16 protein-coding genes are annotated in these 26,812 nt (G+C 44.8%); 1 reads left to right on the top strand and 15 read right to left on the bottom strand.

Going from position 1 to position 26,812, the window contains the following annotated elements:
• From RT269_RS30230 to RT269_RS12265, 6 genes are all read right to left on the bottom strand, one after another.
• On the bottom strand, window positions 1-531 hold a 531-nt coding region (locus tag RT269_RS30230), incomplete at its 3' end, for a D-alanyl-D-alanine carboxypeptidase family protein (RefSeq protein WP_313183023.1).
• A gap of 140 nt (window positions 532-671) precedes the next feature.
• On the bottom strand, window positions 672-1,754 hold the full coding sequence (locus RT269_RS12285) for a sensor histidine kinase (RefSeq protein WP_442913816.1): 1,083 nt from the start codon (window positions 1,752-1,754) through the stop codon (window positions 672-674).
• Between the two features lie 40 nt (window positions 1,755-1,794).
• Window positions 1,795-2,496 (bottom strand): VanR-ABDEGLN family response regulator transcription factor, encoded by a 702-nt coding sequence (vanR, locus tag RT269_RS12280; RefSeq protein WP_313182967.1) that lies wholly within the window; start codon window positions 2,494-2,496, stop codon window positions 1,795-1,797.
• Between the two features lie 444 nt (window positions 2,497-2,940).
• Window positions 2,941-4,629 carry a sugar phosphorylase gene (locus tag RT269_RS12275; protein ID WP_313182966.1) on the bottom strand — a complete coding sequence of 563 codons (1,689 nt, stop codon included), beginning with the start codon at window positions 4,627-4,629 and terminating at the stop codon, window positions 2,941-2,943.
• A 59-nt stretch (window positions 4,630-4,688) separates the two neighbouring features.
• On the bottom strand, window positions 4,689-7,295 hold the full coding sequence (locus RT269_RS12270; protein WP_313182964.1) for a glycoside hydrolase family 38 C-terminal domain-containing protein: 2,607 nt from the start codon (window positions 7,293-7,295) through the stop codon (window positions 4,689-4,691).
• 15 nt (window positions 7,296-7,310) lie between these two features.
• Window positions 7,311-9,302, bottom strand: coding sequence for a fructose-specific PTS transporter subunit EIIC (locus tag RT269_RS12265; protein WP_313182963.1), 1,992 nt, complete (start codon window positions 9,300-9,302; stop codon window positions 7,311-7,313).
• A 163-nt stretch (window positions 9,303-9,465) separates the two neighbouring features.
• Here RT269_RS12265 and RT269_RS12260 point away from each other — a divergent pair, with 163 nt between their 5' ends.
• Entirely contained in the window at window positions 9,466-10,212 is a 747-nt protein-coding gene (locus tag RT269_RS12260) for a MurR/RpiR family transcriptional regulator (RefSeq protein ID WP_313182961.1), read from the top strand.
• A 161-nt stretch (window positions 10,213-10,373) separates the two neighbouring features.
• Here RT269_RS12260 and RT269_RS12255 read toward each other — a convergent pair whose 3' ends face one another.
• The 9 genes from RT269_RS12255 to RT269_RS12215 all read right to left on the bottom strand — a co-directional run.
• On the bottom strand, window positions 10,374-12,827 hold the full coding sequence (locus tag RT269_RS12255; RefSeq protein WP_313182960.1) for a beta-mannosidase: 2,454 nt from the start codon (window positions 12,825-12,827) through the stop codon (window positions 10,374-10,376).
• Window positions 12,828-12,897: 70 nt separating this feature from the next.
• Window positions 12,898-16,008 (bottom strand): alpha-mannosidase, encoded by a 3,111-nt coding sequence (locus RT269_RS12250; protein WP_313182959.1) that lies wholly within the window; start codon window positions 16,006-16,008, stop codon window positions 12,898-12,900.
• 80 nt (window positions 16,009-16,088) lie between these two features.
• Window positions 16,089-17,564, bottom strand: coding sequence for an ABC transporter substrate-binding protein (locus RT269_RS12245; RefSeq protein WP_313182958.1), 1,476 nt, complete (start codon window positions 17,562-17,564; stop codon window positions 16,089-16,091).
• Window positions 17,565-17,595: 31 nt separating this feature from the next.
• Window positions 17,596-18,531: a carbohydrate ABC transporter permease gene (locus RT269_RS12240; protein ID WP_313182957.1), complete on the bottom strand. Its 936-nt coding sequence runs from the start codon at window positions 18,529-18,531 to the stop codon at window positions 17,596-17,598.
• 14 nt (window positions 18,532-18,545) lie between these two features.
• Complete coding sequence (locus RT269_RS12235) at window positions 18,546-19,433, bottom strand: ABC transporter permease (RefSeq protein WP_313183021.1); 888 nt, start codon at window positions 19,431-19,433, stop codon at window positions 18,546-18,548.
• 55 nt (window positions 19,434-19,488) lie between these two features.
• A complete protein-coding gene (locus RT269_RS12230) occupies window positions 19,489-20,544 on the bottom strand; it encodes a LacI family DNA-binding transcriptional regulator (protein ID WP_313182956.1) in 1,056 nt (351 codons plus the stop codon).
• Window positions 20,545-20,914: 370 nt separating this feature from the next.
• Window positions 20,915-21,151 carry an HAD family hydrolase gene (locus RT269_RS12225; protein WP_313182954.1) on the bottom strand — a complete coding sequence of 79 codons (237 nt, stop codon included), beginning with the start codon at window positions 21,149-21,151 and terminating at the stop codon, window positions 20,915-20,917.
• Between the two features lie 116 nt (window positions 21,152-21,267).
• Complete coding sequence (locus RT269_RS12220; RefSeq protein ID WP_313182952.1) at window positions 21,268-25,098, bottom strand: TIM-barrel domain-containing protein; 3,831 nt, start codon at window positions 25,096-25,098, stop codon at window positions 21,268-21,270.
• Between the two features lie 11 nt (window positions 25,099-25,109).
• A partial coding sequence (locus tag RT269_RS12215; protein WP_313182950.1) for a TIM-barrel domain-containing protein occupies window positions 25,110-26,812 on the bottom strand: 1,703 nt, incomplete at its 5' end.

The raw sequence follows: 26,812 nt of genomic DNA, 5'->3' as shown, positions 1-26,812 counted from the left end.
AATGGCGACCCATGTTTCTGCTTTGGCTATTGCTTGGGAAGCGGAATATCCTTCCGCTTTATATGCGGCAATTTTTTCGTCCATCAGGCTCTGCTGTTTCTCAGCCGTCCGGTATCCTGAAACGACCACAGGATAAACACCGTCAGCCCTTGCTGCATCAAACATCGTTTGAAGTGCTGGATATATCCGTGTATCAACAGTTTGTCCATTCGATAATTCGGTTAAATCTATGTCGTAATCCTCTGGAATCGCATTCCAGCGGTTGACTAAAATCAGGCTCCACGAAGTCTCGCCGGTATCATTTTTTTTGATGTCGGCTGAACTAACGTTGAAACTCCCAGTCCCAACGGATAAAATAGGTTCGGGCGAAACTTCTTTTAGGTTCAAGCCATTGATGCAGTACCAGAGCAGGCCGATAACCGCTGCCACGGAGATCAGCCGCAATATAATATGATTCTTTCCAATGCGTGAATGTTGTTTCAATGCTCTTTTCCTTTCATAGCCGCTAAAATTATTATTGCAATTAACCATCATAATTAAGTTCTCTCCTTTTAATGAATCGGATGCAGAAAGCTCCTGCTGGTAAATATCTTACCAAACAGGAGCTTCCTGTATTTTAATATGGAGTTGTTTAATTCCTAAGAAAAGCCTAAGATCCGATTGATATCTTACTAATTCGTAACCGGAAGAGATACCGTAAAGGCCGTAATACCGTCTTTACTATCCGCCATTATGGTTCCTCCGTGCATCGTTATGATTTCCTTTGCGATGGCCAATCCCAAACCAGCTCCCCCCGTATTCGTAGCGCGGGCTTTGTCCAGCCGGTAAAATTTCTCAAAAATAGAGGATAACTCTTCCGCAGGGATCGTCGTTCCCTGATTTCGAAACGTAATCACCACCTGACGATTCCATTCCCCGGCAGAAATGGAGATTTCCGAATGAGGATTGCTGTACGCCACCGCGTTTTTCAGAATGTTATTGAACACGCGGGCCAACTGTGTGGGATCTCCATAAACGGTCAGGTTTTCATCCGCGTGGACCGCAATGGTATTTCCCTTAGGGGCGAGAACCGGGTAAAATTCGTCCGCCATCTGAATCAGCATGTAGTATAAATCAACTACTTGTTTTTCAAGCTTGATCTGTTGCGAATTATAGCGGGTGATCTCAAAAAACTCATTCACCAGATTTTCCAGCCGATAGGCTTTCTCCAATGTAATATGGACATATTTTGCCTTTTGCTCCAACGGCATGTCCGGAGCCTCGTCCAACAGGCTTAGATAGCCAATCACAGAAGTGAGCGGCGTCCGTATATCGTGAGCCAGATACATGATGAGATCGCTTTTCCTCTGCTCTGCTTCCTGGGCACGGTAAGCACGGTCAGACAAAGTCTTGCGGACAGTGTTCAGCTTCTCTTCAATGGCGGCCATTTCAGGAACAAGTTGAATGAACTCATCCTGTTCTGATACAAGAGCATCAATCCCACGATTGATAATATCAAAATATCGGGTGAATCGCTGGAGAAAAATGAACAGCAGCAGAAAAAATACGCTAAGCGCAGCACCGAGAAAAAAAAGTCCAAAGTTATAGCGGAACACATAATGATAGGTGATAAATGCTTCTTCTTGCGTCATGTGCAAGAACCTTTGGAAAAATTTTACCAGCAGGTCTCCTACTTTACCTTTCCAAACCATCATATAGATTACCACGATCACTGAAAATGATAGAACAGCCATAAGAATTAGCTGCCAAAGCATCTTTTGCCTGAACTTTCTGTATCCGGATGCTTCCTGTAAATTATAGTTCAATTTTATACCCCACTCCCCAGATTGTCTTGATATATTGCGGATTCTCCACGGTATCCCCCATTTTTTCCCGTAAATGGCGGATATGGACGGTAATGGTGTTATTGCTTTTCGTATAATACTCGTCTTTCCAGATTTCGCGGAAAAGTTCTTCCGCGCTGACTACTTTTCCCTTTCGTTCTAAAAGAATACGAAGAATGTTGAACTCGGTGGGCGTAAGGTCCAGTGGTTTTTCATTCAAAAGGCATTCATGGGTGCTGCTATTCAACACCAAACCGGAATGCACGATGATACTTTCTTCGTTTGTATTCGCCTGAGCTGAATTATACTTTTTATAGCGTCGCAGCTGTGCCTTTACCCGGGCTACCAGCTCCAACGGACGAAATGGTTTTGTAATATAATCATCGGCTCCCAGGGTGAGCCCGGTAATCTTATCAATCTCCTGGTCCTTGGCTGTCAGCATGATGATAGGGTAGGCATGCTTCTCCCTAATCTTCTGGCAGAGTGCAAAACCGCTCATATCCGGCAGCATGATGTCCAAAATAGCAATATCAAGTTCCGTAGTCTCAATGCAGGCAAGAGCCTCTTTTGCGGTATAAAACTTAAACACTGAATAATTTTCATTTTGTAAATAGAGTTCTACCAAATCTGAAATCTCGTGCTCGTCATCTACGACAAGTATTTTTTCCTGCATAGATTTTAATTCCTTTCCCTAAAAGTCAGTTATGTATGATTTTACCATTATGTATGGGGTTGTTTTTGATTTTTTCCATCATAAATCATTAATAATTTCTTAAGACTATCGTTTGAGTTTGATCTTAGGCACATACGAACGTATTATTCCCATGTGATTTGTGTATCATGCTTTTATTGCCAATATGTTTCTATTAAATTATTTTGAAAGCAATAGGGCCCCTTCTATTTGTATTGCCAATGATAGATTGGGTATTAATTCTGATGAAAAAATTGGGTTTCTATTTTAGAAAGTTTGCAGAGATAATCCGTTTCCCCCTATTATTCTGCTGTTTATCTTTTACAATTTCAACTAAAATACAGAGCCGGTTGAAACGCTATAGAAACGTTTCAACCGGCTCTGCATTTTTATAATCATCTATGACTCAGGCTCAATCGATATCCATTACGGCCTCTCATTTACATCAATCCAGGCAACCCCATAAGGCATAAGTGTAAGCCTGCCATCTACATTCTCTCCACTGATCAGATCAAATCCCTTTATATCTTCAACGATCTGAACTTCCCCAGATAAATTAGTGAAGGAAATAATTTCTTCCTTTTTATCACAGGAAACCCGTTTTAATGCAAAAATCTGATCGGATATCGTTAGAACCGTCTGAGCTGCGGCAGGGTGAAATGCTAAATGCTGCCGGCGGATTTTAATCAGCCCGGTAATTCCCGAATAAATTTTTCTCCGGTAATCGTCTTCTTTAAGTTCCTTAAACAATTTCTCTTTCTCTAACTTTTCTCTATTGATCCGGCGGTTGATGCCAGAATCCATGAAACCTTTTAAGTCATTCCGGGAGCCAAAAACCGAGTGGTAATAAATGGCCGGTACTCCGATGAAAGAGAGCAGGATATGATGAGCGGCAATCATCTTTTTTATCGCGGTCTCGTCACTTTCTCCATCATTTCTCAACGCATCACTGTAGTTGATATTTAATTCATAAACGGACCGGCTGCCATCCGGATTTTCCTTAAATGAAATTCTTCCCCCGTTATCCAATACTTTTTTCGCCAGATATTCCATATCTTCTGCCGCCAGGATCCCCTCAACAGGACGCATGCCGATTCCGTCATGGGACGCCAGAAAATTAAAATAGGTGGCATCCTTTGAGACAGGGGTAATACCGGAAGCCCATTTTGTCAAAAACCTTCCGTTCTGCTTACTAAACGCATGAAGGACCAGCGGGGGCAGGGGAAACTGGTAGACCATATGGGCTTCATCAGAGCCATTTCCAAAATAGCTGATATTATCCTTGTGAGGAACATTGGTTTCCGTAATCAGCCGGGTGCCAGGCGCCAGTTCCTCAAGGAGGGTGTGCCACAGCTTTATGATCTCGTGGACCTGCGGCAAATGCATACAGCCGGTACCGCTTTCCTTCCACATAAAGCCGATTGCATCCAAGCGAATGGAGGATGCGCCTTTTAATGCGTATTGCAGCAACACGTCCGTCAGGCGCAAGAGCATCTCCGGATCCTTAAGGTTCGTATCTACCTGATCTTCACTGAATGTGGTCCAAACCATAAGGGATTCTCCAGCCTTATTATTAAATTCATGGAATAAAGGAGAAACCCGCGGCCTGATTACATTTTTGCTGTCAAAGTCCGGGGATTGCCTGATAAAAGCCTCCTGATACCCCTCTTCCTCATTCAAAAATTTATTAAACCAAATACTCTCCTTAGACATATGATTCGCCACAAAGTCAAACATAAGGCGGTATCCCTGGGCAAGGCTGTTTATATCTTCCCAATTGCCCAGATCGGGATTGACCGACAGATAATCCGTGACAGAAAAACCGTCATCAGAGGTATAAGGAAACATTGGCAGTAAATGAATGTCCGTAAAACTTTCCTTCAAAGTTTTATCCGCCACCTCTTTTAAGGTCTGCAAAGGCGATTTTCGATTTTCCAGAAAACCATCTCCATAGGTGATCAAATATACGGTTTTTTCGGAAAACGGCTCATGCTTTTTAAACGTATGATTTTGATAACTTTTCAGTAAATCTTTAAAGCCTTTTACTGCCTGCTCCAGCTTTTCTCCTGAATATATTTTTTCCAGGTGGCAATATATTTTTTCAGTCAGTAACATATGCTTCCTCATTTCTGCGCTGTTCATCGGGGACCGGCATCAAGTTGTAATCTTTCATTTCAAAAGATAAACGTTTGAAAATCCTTGCTGCCGATCACCGGACTTTTCATAGTTTGTTGGGTTTCATCTAATAAAACAGTCTGATATTGCGGAAACGGCTGGGGAAGGGGCAGGGCCTCCTCTTCCGGATTGAAAATACGGATCACTGTCTGATCACCTTTTTCCGCCTTTTTTAAAGCGGATACTCTCAGTCTGTTATCTCCTATCTCCAACATGCAATACTCTTCTGCAAGTTCCTTTAGGGCCGATGGCTGGGGAAGATCAAATCGTTCCAGCCTCTGTTCAAAGGTATTTAAGGCCTGTAAATGGTAGGTCAGATGGGAAGCCTGTATCTCCTCCAGTAAATCATAGGCTTCAGAGATATGAAATTCATGATCCGGCCATGTTATAAAATATTCAAAGCTTAAGCTTCCCTGCATTTGAGCATCCGGTGTTTCCACCACCTTATTGTTAATGCCGGAAGCCCTGCCCGGCCTCCATGCCAAGTCGTCCTTTCCCAGGTATCCGACTGAGCGGAACAAGGTCAGAGCAAGGGAATCCTTTGTCACTTCATATTCTTTCAAGCCTTTGGTATAAAGACCAAAGCATCCCTTCTCTTCATTAACATATACAAAATTTTCTATTGGGTAAACAGGCTGGGGGCACTCTGCAAAATTTGACTCTTTCCAGTTTTTCAGATAAGGGTTCGTATTACTTCTTTTCAGTACGCTGTATCCCTGATCCCCATAATGGTTTTTTTCATTGCTCTTAGAAGCAAAATGAACTCTTATGCGGTGATCCTTAACGGTATTAACGAGATAATGCTCTATTTTAATCTTTTTACTATTCTTTGTGATCGTTAATTTCGTATCAATAAAGATGGTTTCGGTATTGCCGCGGGAACTGGCTTTTAAAAGATCCGGATAGGCTTCCAGGCTATGCCGAACTTTCATCCATGATATGAGATCAGACTGGTAATTTTCAAGCATTTCGCATTCTTTGGAGAAAAACCGGTCCTCATTAAGAGGAGAGTAGTCGTAAGAATCGCCTGCATCCGCAGTATTTTCAAAATAGAAAAGATTTCTTTTCTTCTGCTTATCTTTTCTTTCCACAGACAATGCGCCATTATCCAAATAAATACGGTAGAATTCATTGGATATCTGTTGGTCCTGCTTTTGTTCTATCCGGGAAATCCCAGAATCACTGACGCATTTCAGCGTTTTATATCCCAGCCCCTCAAAGCTTACAGACGCCAGGATTTCTGTTCTGTAATAGCCGGGAACCTCAATTTCCTGTTCCCCATCAGCCGTAACCCGTACCTGCTTTCCTCCTGATATATACTGCTGATTCAGAATCGTCTGTTCCGGCATCTCCCCGCTGCTCTCTTCTAAGCCGATATCAGGCTCCTTTGTAAATAAGGTGAATTTAAGCTCCCGCGTGCATTTTTTAGGGATCAGGCAGAATGCGGCTGCAATGGAATGCTCCTGCCCTCTGATCCCCCTTGTTATTTGCTTCTCTAAAATATTAATTTGACCGTCCACAATCCGTTCAATCCGTTCCAGCCTGGACAGGATCACCCGGTTGGTCTCGTCTGAATTGCAGCCGCAAATGGAATCATGGGCTTGTACATCAAAAAGCAGCTTCAGGCATTTTTCAATCCATTGCTGAGGATAACTGCCTCCCAGTTCCTTTGACAATACGGAAAGCGGTTCCAGCTGCCTGTAGATTTTTTCTTCTATCTGAGTATTTAAAAGCTTTATGTCAACCCGATGGGAACGGATCGTATTGTGTATTCTCGAATTCTCACAAGCCAGCAGCTCTCCGGATATCTTCTCACCCTCCATAGGACCTTGCCAGCCCTCAGCAAAGAACGCCTCATAATTTGACATTTTAAACTGGTAAGGCAGATCCATTTGATTCAGTTCATCAATGATATCCGGGATGTTATCATTTACCAAAACCTGATCTCCTCCGCTTGGGAGGAGAATATGATTCGCAGACGGTTGAAACGATGCCAGTGAATCCAGGATGGGAAGCAATGTTTGTTTTACATATTCCAGATCAGAGGACAAAAATTTTCCGGCTCCATAGCCAAAATAGATATTGTTTGCCCTTACAAAATCTCCATTGGGGGATTTCCAAATGAAGTTTAAGCCATTTTGTAACTGATCGTTATAAAGTCCTCTTTGGACAATACTGGTTTCTATATGAAATTTTTTAAAAATGCCGGGCAGATAAGAGTTCTGCCCAAATATATCAGGAAGGTAACCGTTGTTTAAAAATCCCCCTTTTTTAACGGCGCCGTTAATTCCGGCCAATAAGTTGCGTATGATGGACTCTGTTGCAACAAGCAACGAATCAGTCTGAGTGTACCAGGGACCAATAAACAGCTTTCCGGATTGGATCAGTCTGCAAATTTGATTTTCTTTTTCGGGGCACAACCTTAAATACTCTTCGATAACAGAATATTGTGCATCAAAGGTAAATGATTTATATGCCCCGTTATTTTCCAAGACATCAATCAAACGATTCATATCCTCCACCAGCATCATATTGGAGTCCTCGATAGAAAAATACCACTCACGATCCCAGTGTGTATGTGTTACCACATGAACTGTTTTTTTCAATTTATAATCCTCTTTTTATAAACCTTGTTTTTTCTCTTCTTTTCTGATAAGCCAGTACCGGATAAATATATTTGCTAAGGCAATAAATAAAGTGCCCACTGCAAGTCCGATAAAATAAGCCGCAAAATTTTCAACCAGCGGCCAGCCCCAGATCGCAGGGAGGGGAAGCCACTGCACAGCTCCTAAAGCAACTGCAATACAGGAACCTGCGATAGCCCCAATCATATTGATGGGAATGGTGATCAGCGGATTTCTGAGCATGAAGGGAAGGGCTCCTTCTGAAATTGCCAGAAATCCCAGCAAAAAGGATGTACCTCCCACAACTCTTAAATCAGCAGGGAAAACTCTCCTCTTTACAACAAACCGGTCAAGCATGGTGGCGAGTCCAAGACCAATGGGAGGGATCACAATTGCCAGTACCCGGGGAGTCAGCGGAAAGACCTGGTCGGAAGCCAGACCAATGGCAATAGCTCCGGCAGCCTTGTTGACAGGACCTCCTAAATCAAATGCGGTTGCCGCTGCAATAACTGCCGACAACGTAAGTTGCCCAGTGCCGCTCATGCTTTTAATTCCATTTGCCATCATCAGATTTAATTGTCCAAATACAGGGTCAACCAAATACATATTTAACAGGAAAATAGCAAAAACACTGATACCGGGCACCAAAAACATGGGTTTCATAGCTGCAAAGTTTTTAGGAAGCTTGATTTTCTCATTTAAGAAACGGGAGATATAACCGGCGGCAATACCCAGAACCAGGGCTCCCAGAAAACCGCTTGGTATTCCTCCATTGATCCCCCAGAAGGTATAATGCAGTCCGGCGGAAAACAGACCTCCTGCAAATCCTGACACCAATCCTAACCGGTCGGATATGGAGTAAGCGGCAAACATTGCAAATACAGGATAAACAAATTTAAACAGCAGACTGCCAAAACCGTCCAGGTAATGAATGAATTGTGTAATTCCTCCTGATGTTTTATATAGTTCATCGCCGATCTGTCCAGGATCCATGCCCAGGGCATAAACCCAGACAAGCTTTGCAATTCCCAGCATCAATCCTCCCGCAACCAGCATAGGGATCATATAGGAAATACCTGTCATAACAGCAGTGGTCAGCTCTTCTTTTACCGTCTTATGCTTACCGGCTCCGGAATTTTTTGCAAAATCATCTGACGTACTCTCTCCTTCAACAATTCCCTGGGGCCGGTCAAGAAGCGTCTGAATCAACTGCCTGCTGTTTTTAAGGGGCTCCGCAACCTTGACCTCCACATAAGGCTTTCCTGCAAACCTTTCTTTTTCCTTTACTTTCGTATCAACTGCGAATAATATTCCATCTGCCTTTTGGATCATTTCAGGCGTGATTCTGTCTTCTATGCCGTTTGCCCCCTGCTTTTCAACATGGATCCCGATCCCCATTTCCCCGGCTGCTTTATTTAACGCTTCAGCAGCCATATAGGTGTGGGCGATTCCAGTGGCGCATGAAGTTATGGCTAACACAAAAGTCTTTGCATCTGAAGCGGTTGCTGCGTTTCTTTCAGCCGTAACGTCCTGATCCAGAAGGCTGTAAACTTTTTCCGGGCTTCCAGCTCTCTTTAACTGGTCCGTGAAATCCTTGTTCATTAACCGTTTGCTGAATTCACCCAGAAGCTTTAAATGAAGATCTCCTGCTTCCGTTTCAGGTACTGCTAAGAGAATGATCAGCTCTACCTGATTATCAGGACTTAAAGACGCCCAGCTGTCCCCGGACAAAGGGGTATCCAATGTCATTACTGCAAAGCCGGCTTTTTTAACGGCTTCACTTTTCCCGTGGGGTATTGCAAGTCCCCGCTCTATTCCAGTAGCGGAATGCTCCTCTCTTTGTAAAACACTGTCTAAATATAATTGTTTGTCATTCAGGTATCCCTGCCCCCATAAGGCCTCAGCCAAATGATTTAAAATATCCGTCTTATTTGTGAAATGCTGTCCAGTAAAAATTAATTCTGGCTGCGTCATACATTGCAGATTCATATATCCTCCTCCAAACTCGGTGTATTGTTTTGAATCTTATGGAATTTAAAATTGTTAACATACTGATCAGTAATTGTTATCGATGGATAAATTATAACACTTTATACTATACTTTTTGATTCAAAAACTGTATAATTGTACAAATTGATAAAGGAGAGATTTTATGGGAATCTTGCAGACACATTTTACCTCCATGATCGAAAGCTTATCTCATTCAGAAAAACATGTATTCTATTATTTGGATGACCATCCGGAATTAATAGCCAGCAATACCTTGACAGAACTGGCGCAAATATTAAATACCTCCAACACTACCATCATCAGGATGACAAAGCGGCTGGGCCTGTCCGGCTTCGCGGAATTTAAATTTCTATTAGAGGGATTGTTGAAAGAGACTCATGTGATCCAGGAAAAAAATCTTTTGAACCAATACAATCTTTTCTTCCAAAACCTGGTAAATATGATCGATATTTCAGACCTGGAATTTATGGCGGACAGGATCAATCATTCCAATATTCTTTATATCATCGGAGTCGGTTTAACCAAACCCATTGCCGAGTATACGGCAAAGCGTCTGATGCAGCTGAATAAATCGGTTATATACATTTATGAATCCCATATGATTGACTTACTCCCCAACCTTATCACATCAAAGGATACGGTTCTTTTTCTTTCCATGAGCGGCGAAACCAAAACCCTTGTTTCAGCAGCAGGCAAATTAAAATATACGGGAGCTGCCCTTTTAGCGATAACAAATAATGGGAACAGCAGCCTGGTAAAGAAAATGCATCGAAGCTTGTGCAGCGGAGTTCCCGTTAATATGTATAAAAATTATGATATTACTTCCCGGACATTTCTTATGATTCAGGCAGATTTGCTGATAGAATTGTATTTAAGAACCGTTGTATAGCCCCCAAAGAGATACGTTTGCAGACAAATCGATGCCAGGACACAAATCCCGGCACCGATTTACTTTGTTTATAAACTACTTTACTCACACCACTTTCAACACAAGTTTCGTTTCCAAAATTCCATTCCCCGCGCTCTGTCTCCGCAATAAACATGTGTTATTTACCGGATATCATAAACACTTCTCAGACGCAGCCCCTTAAGCGAACCGCTGATAATGCTCACCCGCTTTTCCCCTGCCTCCATATCAAAATAATTATCCGTAAGAACCAGATCCTCATTCTCATTGAGAATCTCAACCGATTTGGCATATGCCCCTGCCGTAATGATGATGTCTGCCCCATCCATGCGCCATGTAAGCTCCGGTTGTTCATAGCGGTAGAATTTGGGCATGGTAAAAATGGCTGTTCCCTCAGAAATCACCACTCCGTCCTGTTCACAGGCAAAGTGTACATGATCCTCATAAAGACTGGCCTCCGGACAATCTACCTTATCCAGCCATATGGTGCTCATTGCAGAGACCTTCCTTTCAACGATCATTTCTTTTCCAATTATTTCTGATTTGGCATTGCGCAGAGAGTATCGTACTTTCACCAACTGCTCATTCAACGTCTCATTGGCCACATTTAAGCGAAAGCTTTTCTCTAACGGATAAGGACGTGTATTAATATTTGGATTCTGAGAAAGCTGGCCCTCTTCTTCACAGGAAATCATAATCGGAGCAAAGAACCTTTTCTCATAATAATGAAGTGCTTTCCATCGTCCGAAATAGTCAATGGAGGACCAGGAAGTTACCGGCCAGCAATCATTTAACTGCCATACAATAGCTCCCATACAACGCCCCCGGTGACGACGCCAATGTTCCACCCCATACTTCATAGCTTCTCCCTGCATTAACTGGGATGCATAAACCAATGTTTTTAAATCGGTTGGATATAAAAAGGTCTGAGCCATGTAGTTCATCATCTTGGCGTAGCCCATATTGCTTCTCTGGTGGCGCTCCATCACATAAGAGAACAAATTCCGGTCCTCCTCGCCGGTAAAGCTTTCAATGGTCTTATACGCCGGCATTGCTTCAAAGCCGAATTCCGAAGCATAGCGGAACATCTGTTTGCGGTATTCCGTAAAAGGCTTGAACCCGTGCCATACCGCCCAGTAATGTGCATCTCCGCGATCAGGGTCATTGGGAAAATCATAACCGCCTCCTGAGGAAGGGCTTGAAGGCCAGTAAAAGGTGTCAGGATCTTCCCGCTTAATGATTTTGGGAATGATATATTCAAATATCTTGATGTAATCTGCGCGCAGAGACACCGTTTCTTCAAAGCTTCCATACTCTCCTGCAAGGATCAGCTCTTCCAGCTCATTATTTCCGCTCCAGAGTCCCAGACAGGCGTGATGGCGCAGTCTTCTCATATTTTGAACCAATTCTTTTGTAATATTCTCTTCAAATTCCGGAGTCAGCAGATAGGTGGAACAGCAGAACATGCCATCCTGCCAAACGATCAGTCCCATCTCATCACAAAGATCAAAAAAATCATCATCCGGATAGTAGCCGCCGCCCCATACCCGGACTGCATTGTAGTTGGCCAGTATACACTGGGTCAGCAATTTTTTTGTTGTCTCCCTGTTTATCCGGGGAACAAGGCAGTCTTCGGGAATATAATCCGCCCCCATGGCAAAAACCTTAACTCCATTTACTTCATGGGCAAAGCTCTCTCCCCACTCATCCTTCTCAACCGCCATAGTCATGGTGCGAAGGCCAATGCGTGTGCGATACACATCCTGGAGTTCTCCTCCAATATAAAGCTCAACCTCCACCTGGTAAAGAGGCTGATCCCCAAGACCGTTGGGCCACCAAAGTCTGGGATTTTCAATTTCTATGTTAGCGGGGCTGTTCTCATAGATATTCAGCCTGCCCTCAGGGTCGGTAATCCTTACGATCGTCTCTATCTTATCTGCGTCTCCGGTCATCGCTCCATTGATTTTATGCTCGGTAAACAGGTTTAAGGTAACCCGCCCATCCATATGCCGCTGGCGGATATGAACATTGGACAGACGTCCCTTTTCCACCACCACAATAGATGCTTCCTTATAAATCCCCATGTCTGGCAGGCGGGGCGCCCAGTCCCAGCCGGACATGCAGCTGGATTTTCTCAGATAGGGAAATCCGTCCAAAGTATCGGTATTGCAGGGGATTCTTCCATTTTTTTCAATCTGCTCATTCATATAGTGAATGGGGGATTCAAATTCCACCCGCAGATGGTTCGTTCCTTTTTTCAGCGCGTGATTCACAGGAAACTCAAAGGCATAGAACATATTGTCGGTATATCCCACATGGATATCATTGAGGTAAACGTTAGAAATGGTGTCTACCCGGTCGAGATGCAAAAAGTACTGCTTTCTCTCGTCGATTTCTTCTATAAATACGAAGTCATTCCGATAGGTATTATCCTTTTCCGACAAGCCTGTCAGAAGGGTTGCATTATCCCGGTAAAAGGGATCATCGATACGCTTATGGTTCAGCAAATCGTAATAGAGGGAAAAAGGAATCTGCGTATTTAACGCCTCACCTTCATAATCCAGTCTCCACCCCTGATTTAATAATATTTTATTCATCTAAAACTGCCTCCCCATCCTTATAGGCACAAGGCTTTGATTTTGAAAGGGCCCGTTCATGTTTTCTTCCTCACTTATCCAGATTCACTCTATAAGTCTTAATCTCAAAGGGCTTGATGGTAAAGGTAAACCCGTTCTCTGTTTTCTCTACCGCACCCTCAACCGGTTCCTCCATGAGATTGCACTCGTTCACCGTAAACAGCCGGTGATCCATGCCAAAGGTAAGCGTTGCCGTAGTCTTTGTGTTTTCACTTTCGTACAGCCGGATGATGATTCCACTTTTATCTTCCGCTATCTTCACTGTCTCCACGATCACATTTTTCCGGTCTGTCCATAAAAAGCTGTCCTGATCCTTTGGTGCTCCTGAAAGTACAGCGTGAGCCGGATAATTCAGCTTATAGCCCTCTTGAATGGTATTACCGTCGTAAAGGCTTCCTTCATGGGGATAGAGCGAGTAGGTAAAGAAATGCTCCTCCTGATCGGTGGCCTTATTCGGCTCAATACCGGATTTAATCAGCGTCAGGGATACACATCCATTCTTTACCGAGTGTCCATATTTACAGTCATTTAATACGCTGACGCCATAATGGCCTTCTGATAAATCCACCCACTTATGTCCGCAGCTTTCAAACCGCGCCTTATCCCAGCTGGTGTTTTGATGTACCTTGCGCTTCAAATTTCCAAACTGAATGTCAAATGCCGCTTCATCCGAATGAATATCCAGAGGGAACTCTACCTTCAGCAGGCACTGGCTGTCCTTCCAGTCCACATAAGTATCAAAGTCGATGCGCTTTGCATGTCTGTAAAAGCTTATCTTTTGTATAATTATTGAATTGCTTATTCTTCTCTTTATCTTAAGCACCGCGCTTACCGGGCCGTTGGTCAGCCATTCGAACTGATCCGCCTCATCAGCTATCCAGCTTTTTTCCGTATAGAAAATATCAATATCCCAGTTATCATAATAGATAGGCTTATCTTCAAACATCCGGAACAGATTTGCGCGCCTGCCTTCCTGGACCAGCTCACGCCCGGCAGCTTTGTCATAAATGGAGGTAAACATTCCTGCCTGATCCATCTCCACCCGGTAAAATGGTGTTTCAAAACCGGAACCATCACCGGAAATCCGGGCGGTAACGTCCCCGCTTTTTTCCGGCTCATTCGTATAGGTGTGATACCCCTTGGAGCTAAGATGCTCCAGATATACTAAGTTGGTACCTTCTCCTTCCTGAATGGGATAAGTATGTCCCTCTGCATCCTTAAGGCTTCCTGTCACCTCTTTGGGCAGACTTACTATATCACTGCGATCAAAGGATAGCGTATTAAACACAGTTATTTTACCCTTTTGCCTGCACAGCGAACCAAGGCTTTGCTGAATCAATTGCCCACCAGTCTGCTTAATTTCCTCATACTCTTTCCGGGTTACTTCGTACACTTCCTTAATGGAAGTTCCCGGTAAAATATCATGGAACTGATTCAAAAGTATTGTCTTCCACAACTGATCCAGCTCTTCAGACGGATAGCTTCCCCCTTTCAGAGCGCATAAAGTCAGGAAAAATTCAGCATCCATCATCATCACTTCGCTTTTGCGGTTAGCCCGCTTATTTCGTGCCATGGAGGTGTAGGTTCCCCGGTGATACTCAAAATAAAGTTCCCCTTCCCAGGTCTCAAGGCGGCAGTTATCTTTCACTCGCCCATACAGCTCATCAAAGTACTGTCTGGTAAATTTTTGTTCCACCTTGGGAATTCCCCTGATTCCTTTTTCCATGCGCTTAGAGGTTTCTAACATCTCCCTTGTGGGGCCTCCTCCTCCGTCTCCGTAGCCATAAGAAATCAGAATATCATTGTTGAATTCCTTGTTTTGATAGCGCTTCCACCCACCCATAATGGCATCAGGATGCAAAATCCCATTGTAAGTGGTAAAAAAATTGTTTTCACTCTGGCCCACACCAAGGGTTGTAATGAGGTGGGTAAATACCTCGCTTCCGTCAATTCCTCTCCATAGAAAGGTATCACTTGGAACCTTATCCACCTGATTCCAGGAAAGTTTTGTGGTCATAAAATAATCAATACCGCTCTTCTTCATGATCTGAGGCAGGGAACCGGAGTACCCAAACACATCCGGCAGCCACAGTTCCCGGCATTCAACGCCGAACTCTTCTCGAAAGAAACGCTTCCCATACAGAAACTGGCGGACCAGAGATTCGCCGGAGGTCAGATTTGTGTCGGCTTCCACCCACATGCCGCCCTCCACTTCCCAGCGCCCCTCCCTGACCTTGGCTTTCACCCTTTCATACAAATCCGGATACCGCTCTTTTAAAAACACATAAAGCTGGGGCTGGCTGGACATAAATTTATAGTTTGAATATTCGTCCATTAATTTAAGTACCGTGGAAAAACTTCTTGCCACCTTTTCTCTTGTCTGCTCCACCGTCCACCACCAGGCAACGTCAATGTGGGTATGTCCGATACAGCTTGCAATCACATCATGATAACCGGACATCTTCCCATACAGAGCCTGTTCAATATAATTCACCGCCTTGTGTACAGAAGTATAAAATTCCGGGGAATAAGGCGTCCTTAAATCCAGCAGGTTGATGGTGTTGTTTAAAACCGTCTCAAGGTCGAGCCGTATTTTGTCATCCTTGTCCATCCGGGCAAACGCCTGCAGCGGAACCAAAAGATCAAAATACAACTGCTCAATTAACAAATCAACCTGCTGCATCTCAAGAAATAAGTTAAATTCCGAATGAAGTGTACCTGTATACGCCTGTAAATCAAAGATGTAGTTATCCCCCCGTATGGCATGATCGATGAGATGAACGACCCGGTGATTCATATCCAGCCCCTGGATCGCTGTTTTATTCAGAAACAGTAAAAACTGAGGGTTTTTCCCGTCATCCCACTCGTCAACCTGGGTTTTTACCCCCAGCCGGAGAGTCTTTCCTTCCAGCTCATCTTCCACCTGATAATCTGCCCTGAACCAGTAATGGGCGTCAGGGCCATACCATTTCATTTTCTGCTGGTCAAACTTCTCCCATGGCTGCTCATCTGCATCCGCATCCTCCGGGTAGAAAAATCTCCCTTTTTTATATTCGATCTCTTTGACAGGCTCTTTTCTTACAATTACCAGCTCTTTCAGTTGGTTGCAAATAACCTCAATCCGTTTATCAATAAACCACATAATGTCTCCCTGCGCCTTGGCGCATTCTCAGTTTTATTATTTTATAAAAGGGGCATATTCCACATGCCCCTTTCATCTCTTTATTTTGCGGCATTAACCTGTGCCTGAGCTGCAGCAAGAATCTTATCATATCCTGCTTTATTCAGTTCCTCCCTCATGGTCTTCACCAATTCACGGGGTTCTCTGGCACCCGTCCAGAGTTCAGCCTTATACTTCTCATATACTGCCGTACAATTTGCAATCTCTGTTTTTACTTCACTGGTATCCATATCAAATCCAAGCATAACCGAAGGAGCCGCGTTAGCATTTAATTCCTTTACCTCATCCCACTGGTTAAATTCATCACCAACCAGCTGGCCCAAATTAAAGAATGTTCCCTGAGTATACCCGGCCATGCCCCAGTTTGAATTCAGTTTGTTAATCTTTTCCCCTTCATAGACAAAGTTTTCATCTTCCACACCATAGAAGAACCAGTTTCTTACCTTTGGATCTGTGTTCACAAGATTAAGAAACTTAAGCGCTTTCTCCGGATGTTCGCAACCTGCAGAAATGCCGTTTAATGAACCTCTAACGGTGGTGTTGGACACAACGGTTTCACCAAATTTTACTGCCACACAGTCATCAATACCATTCTGAGGACCCCATATGTTCTTTGCAGCACCACTCCAGCCCTGAGCAGTGAAAAATGTTCTGTATTTGTTTGCATCATCCGCATTTGGCGCATCACCATTGATGATGCCTTCTATGTACATCTTGTGGATAATATCCAGGTCTTTCAGCACCTCTTCATCCTCCAGCGGATTTACTACCGTCCTGGTCTCATCATTGTACTTTATACCCAAAGGCACAAGGCCTGCACCTATCTGATCGAAAAAGTTGGTAGCAAGGAATTCCGCTCCGTTCTTGGACATATAATAGGGGGCGGAACCCTCACCTGTCTTCACCTCCTTTAAGGCTTCATACAGCTTCTCATAGTCTGTTACATGTTCAAAATCAATCTTATATTTATCTGCAATGGCTTTATCCCAGATAAAATATTGGGAAGACGAGCTGTCTTTGTAGGTTGGCACTGCATAAACCTTGCCGCCGATGGAGGTCGCCTTCCAGTAATCCTCCGGCACCATTTGATAAAGTTCAGGAGTCTTTTCCTTCAGCAAATCAGTAATATCCAAAAATGCTCCGGTATTTACCTCTGAATTATAACGTTTCATATCCGTAAAAAGAATATCAAACTTCTCGCCTGAGTTGACGATTACGCTTCGCCGATTATCCCAGTCACCCCAAGGAACAATCTCCATCTCAACATTTACACCGATTTTTTCTTCCAGGTAAGGATTCACCTGCCGAAGCCAGGCGTCATAATTTTCCGGCATTCCATTTCCAACCTGAATCCATTTAACCGTTACTACCTCGCCATCAGCTGCAGTTTCTTCTTTCGTACCAGCTTCTTTTGTCTCTTTGTTACTCATTGCCCCTTTGTTTCCTCCGCATCCGGCCAGCATGGATATCCCCAAAACCGCTACTGTAAAAAGCCCCAATATTTTTTTCTTTTTCATAATACCTCTCCCTTCTTTTTTTGAATAAGTTCTATCCTTTCACTGCCCCAACCGTAAGTCCCGAAATAAAATATCTCTGGAAGAACGGATAGGTGCAGGCAATTGGTATAATAATTATAATCGCCATCGCCATTCTCGCACCTTCTTTCGGCATGTTATTCATATACTGCTGTAAAGTCACACCTAACGAAGGGTTCTTTGCCATCATCTCCATATTTCTCTGAATATGATCCAGTAACGATTGGATGGAAAATAATTTGGTATCTGTTATGTACAGTGAAGACTGAAACCAGTCATTCCAATAGGCGAAAGACAAAAACAATGCAATGGTGGCAACAATGGGCTTGGACAGCGGGAATGCGATCCGTGCAAAGATGGTGAAATGACTGGCTCCGTCTATCTGGGCGGATTCAACTATGGACTCCGGAATATTCAGCTTAAAAAATGTTTTACAGATAATTACATGAAACGAACTGACACACAGGGGCAGAATAAGCGCCCACAGTGTATTTTTCATATGCAGAAACTGGGTGTTGATCACATAAGAGGAAATCATGCCCCCATTAAAGATCATGGGAATGAATACCACCATGGTAAAAAACGAATTGAATTTAAATTTCCGGATAGACAGCACATAACCCATAAGAGTGGTCAGAATAACTCCCATAGCTGTTCCTGCCACCGTTACTGCTGCCGATATGCCCAGCGCCCTTAGGATCATCTTTCCTTCCTTCCACAAAAAGAGGTAGGATTCCAACGAAAATTCTTGAGGCCAGAAGCGGTATCCGTTCAATTTTATGGACTGCTCAGATGAGATGGAAATAATAAACACAAAAACAACCGGGATAATACAAATCAACGCAAGCAGAACGAACAGAACGTTAAAGCTAATGTTGATTGCGGGTGATATGCGGTTAAGGGTTGAGCTGTCAGCCATATCCATATCTTTATCTGCTCTTTTTCTCATTTCAGTTTTCCTTTCTAAATGATTGAACTTTCGTTATCAATCTTTTTCACAATCGCATTTGCCGCCAGAATGGTAATACAGCATGCCACCGACTGGAAGAAGGATGCCGCCGATGTCATCCCGATTGGAGTTGCTGACTTCAATGCATTAAACACATAGGTGTCAATGGTGGCAACCGAATTGAAAATCGAGCCCTTAGCCCCCTGTGACAACTGGTAAAAAAGTCCGAAATCAGAATAGAAAATCTTGCCCACATTCAAAATGAACATCATAATAATTACATTTTTCAGGCTGGGAAGCGTAATATATCTGGTCTGCTGCCATTTGCCCGCGCCATCGATCACCGCCGCTTCATAGAGCGTCTGGTCAATTCCCGAAATACTGGACAAATAAATAACCATGTTATATCCTGTACTCTTCCACAAATACATGATAACCAGGATAAATGGCCATACATTTTTGTTCATGTACCACTGATTTGCCGTATTTCCTGCATCCCGCATCATATTATTAATCAGACCGTTGTCATAATTTAAAAACGCATCCAGAAAATATGCTGCAACAACCCAGGACATAAAATAAGGGAAAAACATCAGCGTCTGGTAGACTTTGGATCTTTTTCTGCTATGGAGCATATTCATCATAATGGCTAGTATTACTGCAAGTGCAGTGCCCATAACAATAAAAATCAGATTGTAAACAATCGTGTTTCTTAATATCACATACAGATCATTGGATTTAACCAGAAACTCAAAATTCTTAAAGCCCGCCCATTCGCTATGGAAAACATTGTAGATGAAGCCTTTCCCAGGCTGAATTTTATAATCCTTAAAAGCGATAATAAGTCCAAACATGGGCATAAAGCAAAATAAAATATACCATACGGTTGTGGGAACCGCCATCAGGGTAAGTTCCCAGTCACCTTTTGTAGCCTTTCTCTTTTTTGCCTTTGTGTTACTATTTAATGTTTTCAACCTCATCCCTCTTTTCACTACTTTCCTCACCGTCCAGATTCAGATTTTTCACTGAATTCCGATAGATGATTTCGCCTTCAATCCGCCTTGTTTCGGGTTTCTTATCAGGTTTTTCAATGCTTTCAATGATCTGCCTGACAGATACTTTTCCAATTAATGAAGCATTCACTGCTACGGTAGTAAGCTGTGGATCCGTCAATCTGGCATAAATATCATCATCAAAACTGCCTATGGAGATATCATCCGGCACTGTATATCCATGATTGTTCAGAGTTCGTGTCAGCCGGAAGGCAGTTTCATCACAGTTACAGATAAAAGCAGTGGGCATCTCTTTTGGCAGCTCTATATCAACAGCTTTTCCCTCCAGACTCCGGTCAGGAATTACCCAATCGTCTCTTAACTGCATGTTTTTTTCCAGCATAGCCCGCAAAAAGCCAAGATAACGGTCGGTAATACTTGTAGTGGAATTAATGGTTCCTACAAATCCAATCTTTCTGTGGCCCATCCGGATAAGATACCGGGTCATGTCGTACATGCTGTAAATATTCTCGGACACCACCGAATCTGAACGGTGCGTCCGGTCATAGATATCTACGTAAACCTTGGGAATATCAATTTCCTTAACCTGTTCACGTACCTCTTGATCCAAAAGACCTAAAACAAGAATCCCCTTAAAAAGATTCTCCTTCTTCATCATAGAAATATCATCGTAAATAGTCGCTGGGCTGGGTGTGAGCATCATGGTGGAATAATTATAGCGGCCAAGCTCTCTGACAATTTTCTCATACATACGCATATAAATAGCCCCGCCGCCACCTTCTGAGATAAAGCGGCCATTCATGATGATGCCAATCTTCTTTCGTTCGGTTTCCTCTTGAACCGGCATAATATATCCCTGTCTTGCAGCAGCCTCTTTAATCTTATTCTTTAATTCCTCGCCCACTCCTTCTTTATCATTCAGAGCTTTAGATACCGTTACCTTACTGATTTTCAGTTCATCTGCAATACTTTGCATGGAAACCTTACGTTTTTTCATCATCTTCTTCTCCAAAACCTCAACTTTAGTTAACTTTAACTAATTGTAACTTAACATATTTTTGTATGATTTGTCAATTATATTTTTAATATAAATATAATTTTGTATTATTTTTATAATTACTGAATTGTATTTTAGTAAATTTTTCCTCCTTTTTTCTTTATCATAAAAACACCAGCTTTTATTGTAAGGTTACAATATATGCATATCCATATGCCCATCAGCCTCTGCTTTTCACCACTTCTCTTTTGCTTCCTCATAGCAGCCAGATTTAATGTGTTCTTTGACAGTCCTGCATGAAGCGATGGCAGCTGGTAAAACATACATCAAAAAAAGAGACCTAACATTTATTAAGTCTCTTTCACTCTTTTACTCACACTACTTTCAACACAAGTTCCGACAATTTGTCAAAGTTCCAATCCCCGCAACCTGTCTCCGCCCCATATCCCACGGCCGCGGTCCTCATGCCGCAGGCGAAAGCCGCTTCAATTCCAGCCGCCGAATCTTCCACTACTATACATTGCTCCGGATGAATCCCCAGACGCTTTGCCGCCAGCTGATACACCTGCTTCGTCAGCCAAACGTTTCCAGGCAAGGTAGTGATATTCATCCGTGGAAACGATTACACCCTCCAAAATGTTCTGTAATCCATTCATGTTCAAAATGCAACGGCACATCGGAAGACTTTTCACAAGACCTTCTCCATGTGCCGCTGCAGGTAAATTGTTAATTTCTATACAATCTCACATCATCAATATGTACCGTCGTCCCGCCGCCGGAAGAACAATAGAACCCAATATCAATGGTACCATTTGTAACTAAAACATTGCCGGCCTCTATTTTGTGCCACCCGCTTCCCGCCTTTGGCATATCCACGTAGACCGCATTACCGCCGTAGTTTGTGATCTCCATGCGGCCAACTCCCGGAGAGGTATTTAACACCTTTACAAAGGCTTCCACCCGGTAGCTTCCGTTTTCCACGTTAAGCCCCTGGTGAATGCTTTGCTCATAAGCGGCTGCATGGTAGAAATACGCCCGTTTGTCGCCTTCCACCGGAGATTCCGGCTTATTCGTGCCGGAACCGGAATCAATGCCGTAAGCTAGAGCCTGCCCGCTGGGATGCCATTCCGTCCAGTTGGAATTAAAGGAAGCGGGGCGCTCGAAATCTCCATTGTCCAAAAGGTTTTCCGGATAAGCACCGGAAGCGGCGGCGGACAGTGTCAATTTGTCAAGGTTGATGCTGCCGGAATTGCCTGCATCATAGCGAAGGGAAATCCGGTTTCTTCCCTTTGAAAGGGCCAGATTTGTGCTCACGGTCTGCCAGACGTTCCAGTTTCCGCCTGCACCGGAAAATTGCAGGCTGCCTGCATTGCTTCCATTTACATAAAGGTTTAAACCCTTCGTGCTCTGGTTCCCGTTGCTGTAACGGAAATCTGCGGTATAGGTTCCGCTTTGCTCCAGATCGACCTCAAAGGCAACTTCCGCATTCTGGGAAACCATGGAATCCACAAAACCGCTTCCGCTGTAGAACCAATGATCCTGGTTTGTCTTTGCAGCCCCGTAAAGGGGTGAGTTTTCTGCTTCTATTACGATGCGTTCCGGCTCAAAGGGGACCGCCAGATAGTCAATATTTACAAAGCCCGTATCCCCTGCATTAGGATCGTATTTGAAGGTGATGCTGTTACTGCCCGCGGTGAAGGGCAGGAGTATTTTCACATCTTCCCAGGAATCCCAGCTTCCGGTTGGAGCTATGTCAGCCTGGCCGCAGTATGTGCCGTTGACGTATGCAGATAAGGTTTTTGCGGCCTTTGCGCCGTTGGAACAGCGCAGGGTCACCTCATAATCTCCCGGATTTGCGGTTTTGGCATAGAAGGTCACTGCAGCCTGCTCCGCTTCCATACCATTTACAAAGCCAGTGCCGGAAAATCCCTTGTGATCGCTTCCCACCTGGGGCTGGCCGGCTGCCGTTTTACCGGAAAGAGAAGCGTATTCCGCCTCGTACTTCTGATCGGACAATGTGACTGCCTGGTTGCCGGATAAAACAAGGGTGTCCGCATTTGACAGACCTGCCTGGGTTTTTATATAAGTGACTTCCCTGTAAATGTCCCTGGATTTTGCAAATCCCGCCCCGCTTGCGGCAAAAAGGGCATTTAGGTCAGCATATTCCTGTAACTGGGCGGCGTTCTTTGACACCTGTCCGGCGGCGCTGCCATGAACAGCTAAGTAGTAGTAATCCATGCCGTTTGTGTAGCTTCCGGATTTGGCCGATATGACGATTTTAACCTGTCCGGAGTTTTTCTGGCCGGATATGGTCTGGGAGAAATATTTTCCGCTCTCGTAGTCATAAGTAAGTCCGTCGTCGTCATAATACCGGAACTCCGTCTTCTGGGCTGAAGGGAATATGTCTACAAAAACCCGTTCCGTTTTCTTCTGCCCCACGTAGTCCTCTACATCCTTTGAGGGGATAATTGCCCCTTCCTTCACAAACAGGGGCAGGTCGGACCAGGACTGGGTGTCTAAGCTGTAAGGAATATATTGTCCTCCCTTATATGCGGTTCCCCTGTTATAGTCAATCCAGTTTCCCTCTGGGAGGTAAATCCATTTGCAGGACTGCCCCCGCTCTGTAACCGGAGCCGCAAGGAGCCAGTCCCCCAGCATCCATGCGTCGGAGTAATCCTTTACCTTGTCGTCCTGAGGATAATCAAACAGCAGAGGGCGCACCAGGCCCAAGCCGCTTTCGTAAGCCTCTCTTTCATAGGCATAGAAATAAGGCATCAGGGAGTAGCGCAAATGAATGGCTGCTTTTACATTTTCCTCCGCTGTATAACCGTAATACCAGGGCTGGCGCTGTTGGTTTAAGTTACCGTGCACCCGGAAAACAGGCACAACGGATTCAAACTGGAGCCAGCGGGTGTAAAGCTCCGGACTGGGGTTTTCAATGGTTCCTGAATTTTGATTAAAGCCCCCTCCGTCTGAACCCCATTTCGGTTGTCCGTTGTTTACGGTTGAAAGCAGGGCAGCCTTCTGTTCGTTTAAGCCGGCAGCCCAGGAAACCCGCTCCCCTTTGTAAAACTGTGTGGCAACGTCTCCCGACCATATGCTGGTGGCAAAGCGCTGGGTACCCGGATAGTAGTTTCTGCCCGTCTGCCACACACGGGCATTATCCCTGGTATACTCCCGCTGTCCCTCATAAATAGACTGGGCGAGATGCAAGGTGCTGTAGTTTCCGAACCAATACTCTGCCCCATTGGAAGAAACCTTATCTGTTTCATCATTCCACCAGCCCACGATCCCTTTTGTAAATGCGTCAATGGAGTGGTTCCACCACCAGGCCCGCTCGCTTGGATTGTAAGGGTCAATGCTGCGTACCGTCACAGGCAGGAAATAGTCCACGTATTCGTTGTGTCCCGGATAGAAATACCCGTTATTGGCTGCCTCCTGCCCCTGGACGGTGGCTGCACCGCCGGAAATCTTTGTTACGATCCGAGGCTTGGTGATTCCGATCATTTTCACTCCCTTTGCGTCCATGGTGTTTTTTAAGGCACCGCTGCCTGCAGAGGGGAAGTTCCCCGTATTCCACTTAAATTCCCCGTAATCATTCTGTCCGTAAAGCTTCCAGTCGTAGTCAAAAGCGTAGCTGTCCGGGGGAATGTTTTTTGCCCGGTAGGTATCAACCATTTCCATCAATTCCTGTTCGTTGATTCCCCACTCAAAATTGGAAAAGCCCTGTGCCCATTTGGGAAGCATGGGAGATGTTCCGGTGATTTTGGAATAGCCTTTCATAATCTCTTTTGGCTCTCCCAGCAAAATGAAATATTCCACATTATCTTTTTCATACCTGCGGCCCTCCACCGGAGTCCCTCCATAGTAGAATTCCATTTTCTTATCCCTGGAATTGGTATAGGGGTAACCGCCGTCTGAATCCACCAGCAAACCATAGCCCGCTGTGGACCAAAAGAAGGGACCGCCCGAATTGCCCTGCTGTCCTGCCCTGGCCGCCTGTGTGTTGTCATTGCGCAGAAGATTGCCGTTTTCATCAAAGCAGTCAAAGCTGTGGATTCCGTATAAGTTGGTGGAATCCTGACGGACAAAGCGAACGCCATCGTGGAAGACTCCCCCGCTTTGTGGTTCCCAAAACAAGGTCGTGCCATCGGCTTTCTTCACCGTCATCCGGCAGGGCTTTTTGTTAATTTCAACCTTCATTTCGTCCGTCTGTATGGTTATGGGATCGGAAGCCGTATGAATGACAGCGGTACTTGCGTCCCATTTCAGACCGGGATCTATGATGGGTGTCCGCTCACTGGAACTAACTCCGTCAGGCTGGTAGTTCACCCGCAGAATGTCCTCGTCACAAACTTCCAGCGTCAATTGATCCGAAGGAGAAGAACCGTTTTCCACGGTAAGGACCAGCGTGGTTCCGCTGACCTGCGTGCTGATCACGTCACCTAAAGCAGATACTGCCGCCCTGGCCGGGGCCGGCACAAAGGCCGGCCACAGAGCGGTGAACAATAAGGTAAATACTAAACTTAAAGATAGAAACCGTTTTTTCTGTTTCATACTGCTCCCCCTTATTTAACCAGAATACAGTCCAGATTGATACCGGCAAGGTCTCCGTTTTCATAGGAGATCCGGACGGTGTTTCTGCCGCTGTTTAAGTTAATGGGAATGTCTGCGGTATTCCAGTCGCCCCAGCCGGAAGTAACGGGCAGGGCCAAAGCGCCGATATTCCCCCCATTGACCCTTACGGATCGCTGTCCGGCGGTCACTCCTGCGGAGTAGCGGACAGACAGGGCAGCCGTGCGTTTTTCTTTGGAATACACCTCAAATTCCACCCAGTCGCCATTGTCCGCAAACTGATCCACAAAGCCTTCCCCGTAATAACCGCTGTAATCCGTGTTGGTGGAAACCTGATTTAAGGATGCGTGTTCGGCTTCATAAGGGGCTTTGTATATGCCGTTTAATTCAATCTTAGCAGCCGGGCCGGACGGTGTTTTGATATAGGTAAGCTTTTGATTTTCATTGTAATAGTATGCACTCTGCGCCTTAACAAAGCCGTCCAGAGTATTCGCTTCCTGTAATGCCTGACCGTTTATATTTACACCGCCGGGTCTGCTTCCAAAGACCTGGGTTGTGATCGGAACCTGACAAGCAGGCAGATGAACAGTCACAGTACCTGCCGCAAAATCTTCGGCTGCCCGGACCGTCATAGTACTCCGGTCACTGTGGGACAGGGTATAGGTGCTTTCCCCTTCGGGATAGACACGGAAGGTAAGGTTATCGTAATTCTCCACATCATTGCCTATGGAACCGCCGATCTCATAGTTTTTGTTTAAGTTAAGAGGCAGAATGCTGCCGGACTTCACGTAAACGGGGATAGAGTTCACATCTGCATAATAATCTTTCGTTATGCCGCCTGCAGTCAGGGCATTGTGCCAGAAATCGATCCATTCCCCTTCAGGTAAGTATACGCTCTTTACTGTCTGTCCCTCCTGGACAACAGGCGCCACCAAAAGACTGCGCCCGAACATATACTGTTCTTCTAAGTCATAGGTACTTAAATCCTCCGGATTGTCTAAGAACATGGCCCTCATCATAGGCGTCCCGCCCTGCGCACTGTTTTGCGCCTCGCTGAAAATATAGGGCAGCAAGTTCATGCGGGTATTGATGTATTTGCGGAACATGGGAACGATACTGTTGTCACCCGTACGGTTCTGAACGTTCCAGGGGGAGCGTTCCTCACTGGGAGAGGGGTTGGCCTTCTCGGAGTGGAACTGCATGACCGGGGCAAAAGCCGCCATTTGTGTACTGCGCTTATAAAGCTCGGCAGAGGGGAAATTCCCCGTAAATCCGGCCAAATCCCAGCTCCAGTAAGGCACTCCTGAGATCCCGGCGCTCAAACCGGCACTGAGAGCGTCCCGGAAAGCGGAAAAGCTGGAGGTCTGATCTCCTGCCCAAAAAGCCCCGGAGGACTGAACGCCTGCGGTCCCCGACCGGCTGAAGGTGATTCCTTCCCCTGTCTTTTTCTTCACAAAGTCGTTATAGCCCTTTATGTAGGCGTTGGGATACGCATTTCGCATGGAAAGGCCGGTACCGCCGTTATGGAAGGAAGTGTCCTTACGCCAAACCATTTCCCCGCCGTCCGTCTTTACGCCGTCTATCTTAATGTCATCAAAAAGGTAAGAGCGCTTGTTCATCCACCAATCTACTGCCTGGGGATTGGTAAAATCCAATAGCAGACTGTTTCCGAACCACCCGGATTCGGGGATGCGGT

It is taken from the genome of Lacrimispora sp. (genome assembly GCF_032078915.1).
In the GTDB taxonomy this organism is placed as follows: Bacteria; Bacillota; Clostridia; order Lachnospirales; family Lachnospiraceae; genus Lacrimispora.
Note: the sequence above shows the minus strand (reverse complement) of the source record. Positions and strands in the feature narration are given on the sequence as shown.

Coding starts and splice junctions, on each gene's coding strand:
- RT269_RS12225 (WP_313182954.1), bottom strand. CDS start 21,151: ATGAATATCACTACCTTGCCTGGAAACGTTTGGCTGACGAAGCAGGTG.
- RT269_RS12240 (WP_313182957.1), bottom strand. CDS start 18,531: ATGAGAAAAAGAGCAGATAAAGATATGGATATGGCTGACAGCTCAACC.
- RT269_RS12250 (WP_313182959.1), bottom strand. CDS start 16,008: ATGTGGTTTATTGATAAACGGATTGAGGTTATTTGCAACCAACTGAAA.
- RT269_RS12255 (WP_313182960.1), bottom strand. CDS start 12,827: ATGAATAAAATATTATTAAATCAGGGGTGGAGACTGGATTATGAAGGT.
- RT269_RS12230 (WP_313182956.1), bottom strand. CDS start 20,544: ATGATGAAAAAACGTAAGGTTTCCATGCAAAGTATTGCAGATGAACTG.
- RT269_RS12235 (WP_313183021.1), bottom strand. CDS start 19,433: ATGGCGGTTCCCACAACCGTATGGTATATTTTATTTTGCTTTATGCCC.
- RT269_RS12275 (WP_313182966.1), bottom strand. CDS start 4,629: ATGTTACTGACTGAAAAAATATATTGCCACCTGGAAAAAATATATTCA.
- vanR (WP_313182967.1), bottom strand. CDS start 2,496: ATGCAGGAAAAAATACTTGTCGTAGATGACGAGCACGAGATTTCAGAT.
- RT269_RS12260 (WP_313182961.1), top strand. CDS start 9,466: ATGGGAATCTTGCAGACACATTTTACCTCCATGATCGAAAGCTTATCT.
- RT269_RS12285 (WP_442913816.1), bottom strand. CDS start 1,754: ATGCTTTGGCAGCTAATTCTTATGGCTGTTCTATCATTTTCAGTGATC.
- RT269_RS12265 (WP_313182963.1), bottom strand. CDS start 9,302: ATGAATCTGCAATGTATGACGCAGCCAGAATTAATTTTTACTGGACAG.
- RT269_RS12220 (WP_313182952.1), bottom strand. CDS start 25,098: ATGAAACAGAAAAAACGGTTTCTATCTTTAAGTTTAGTATTTACCTTA.
- RT269_RS12245 (WP_313182958.1), bottom strand. CDS start 17,564: ATGAAAAAGAAAAAAATATTGGGGCTTTTTACAGTAGCGGTTTTGGGG.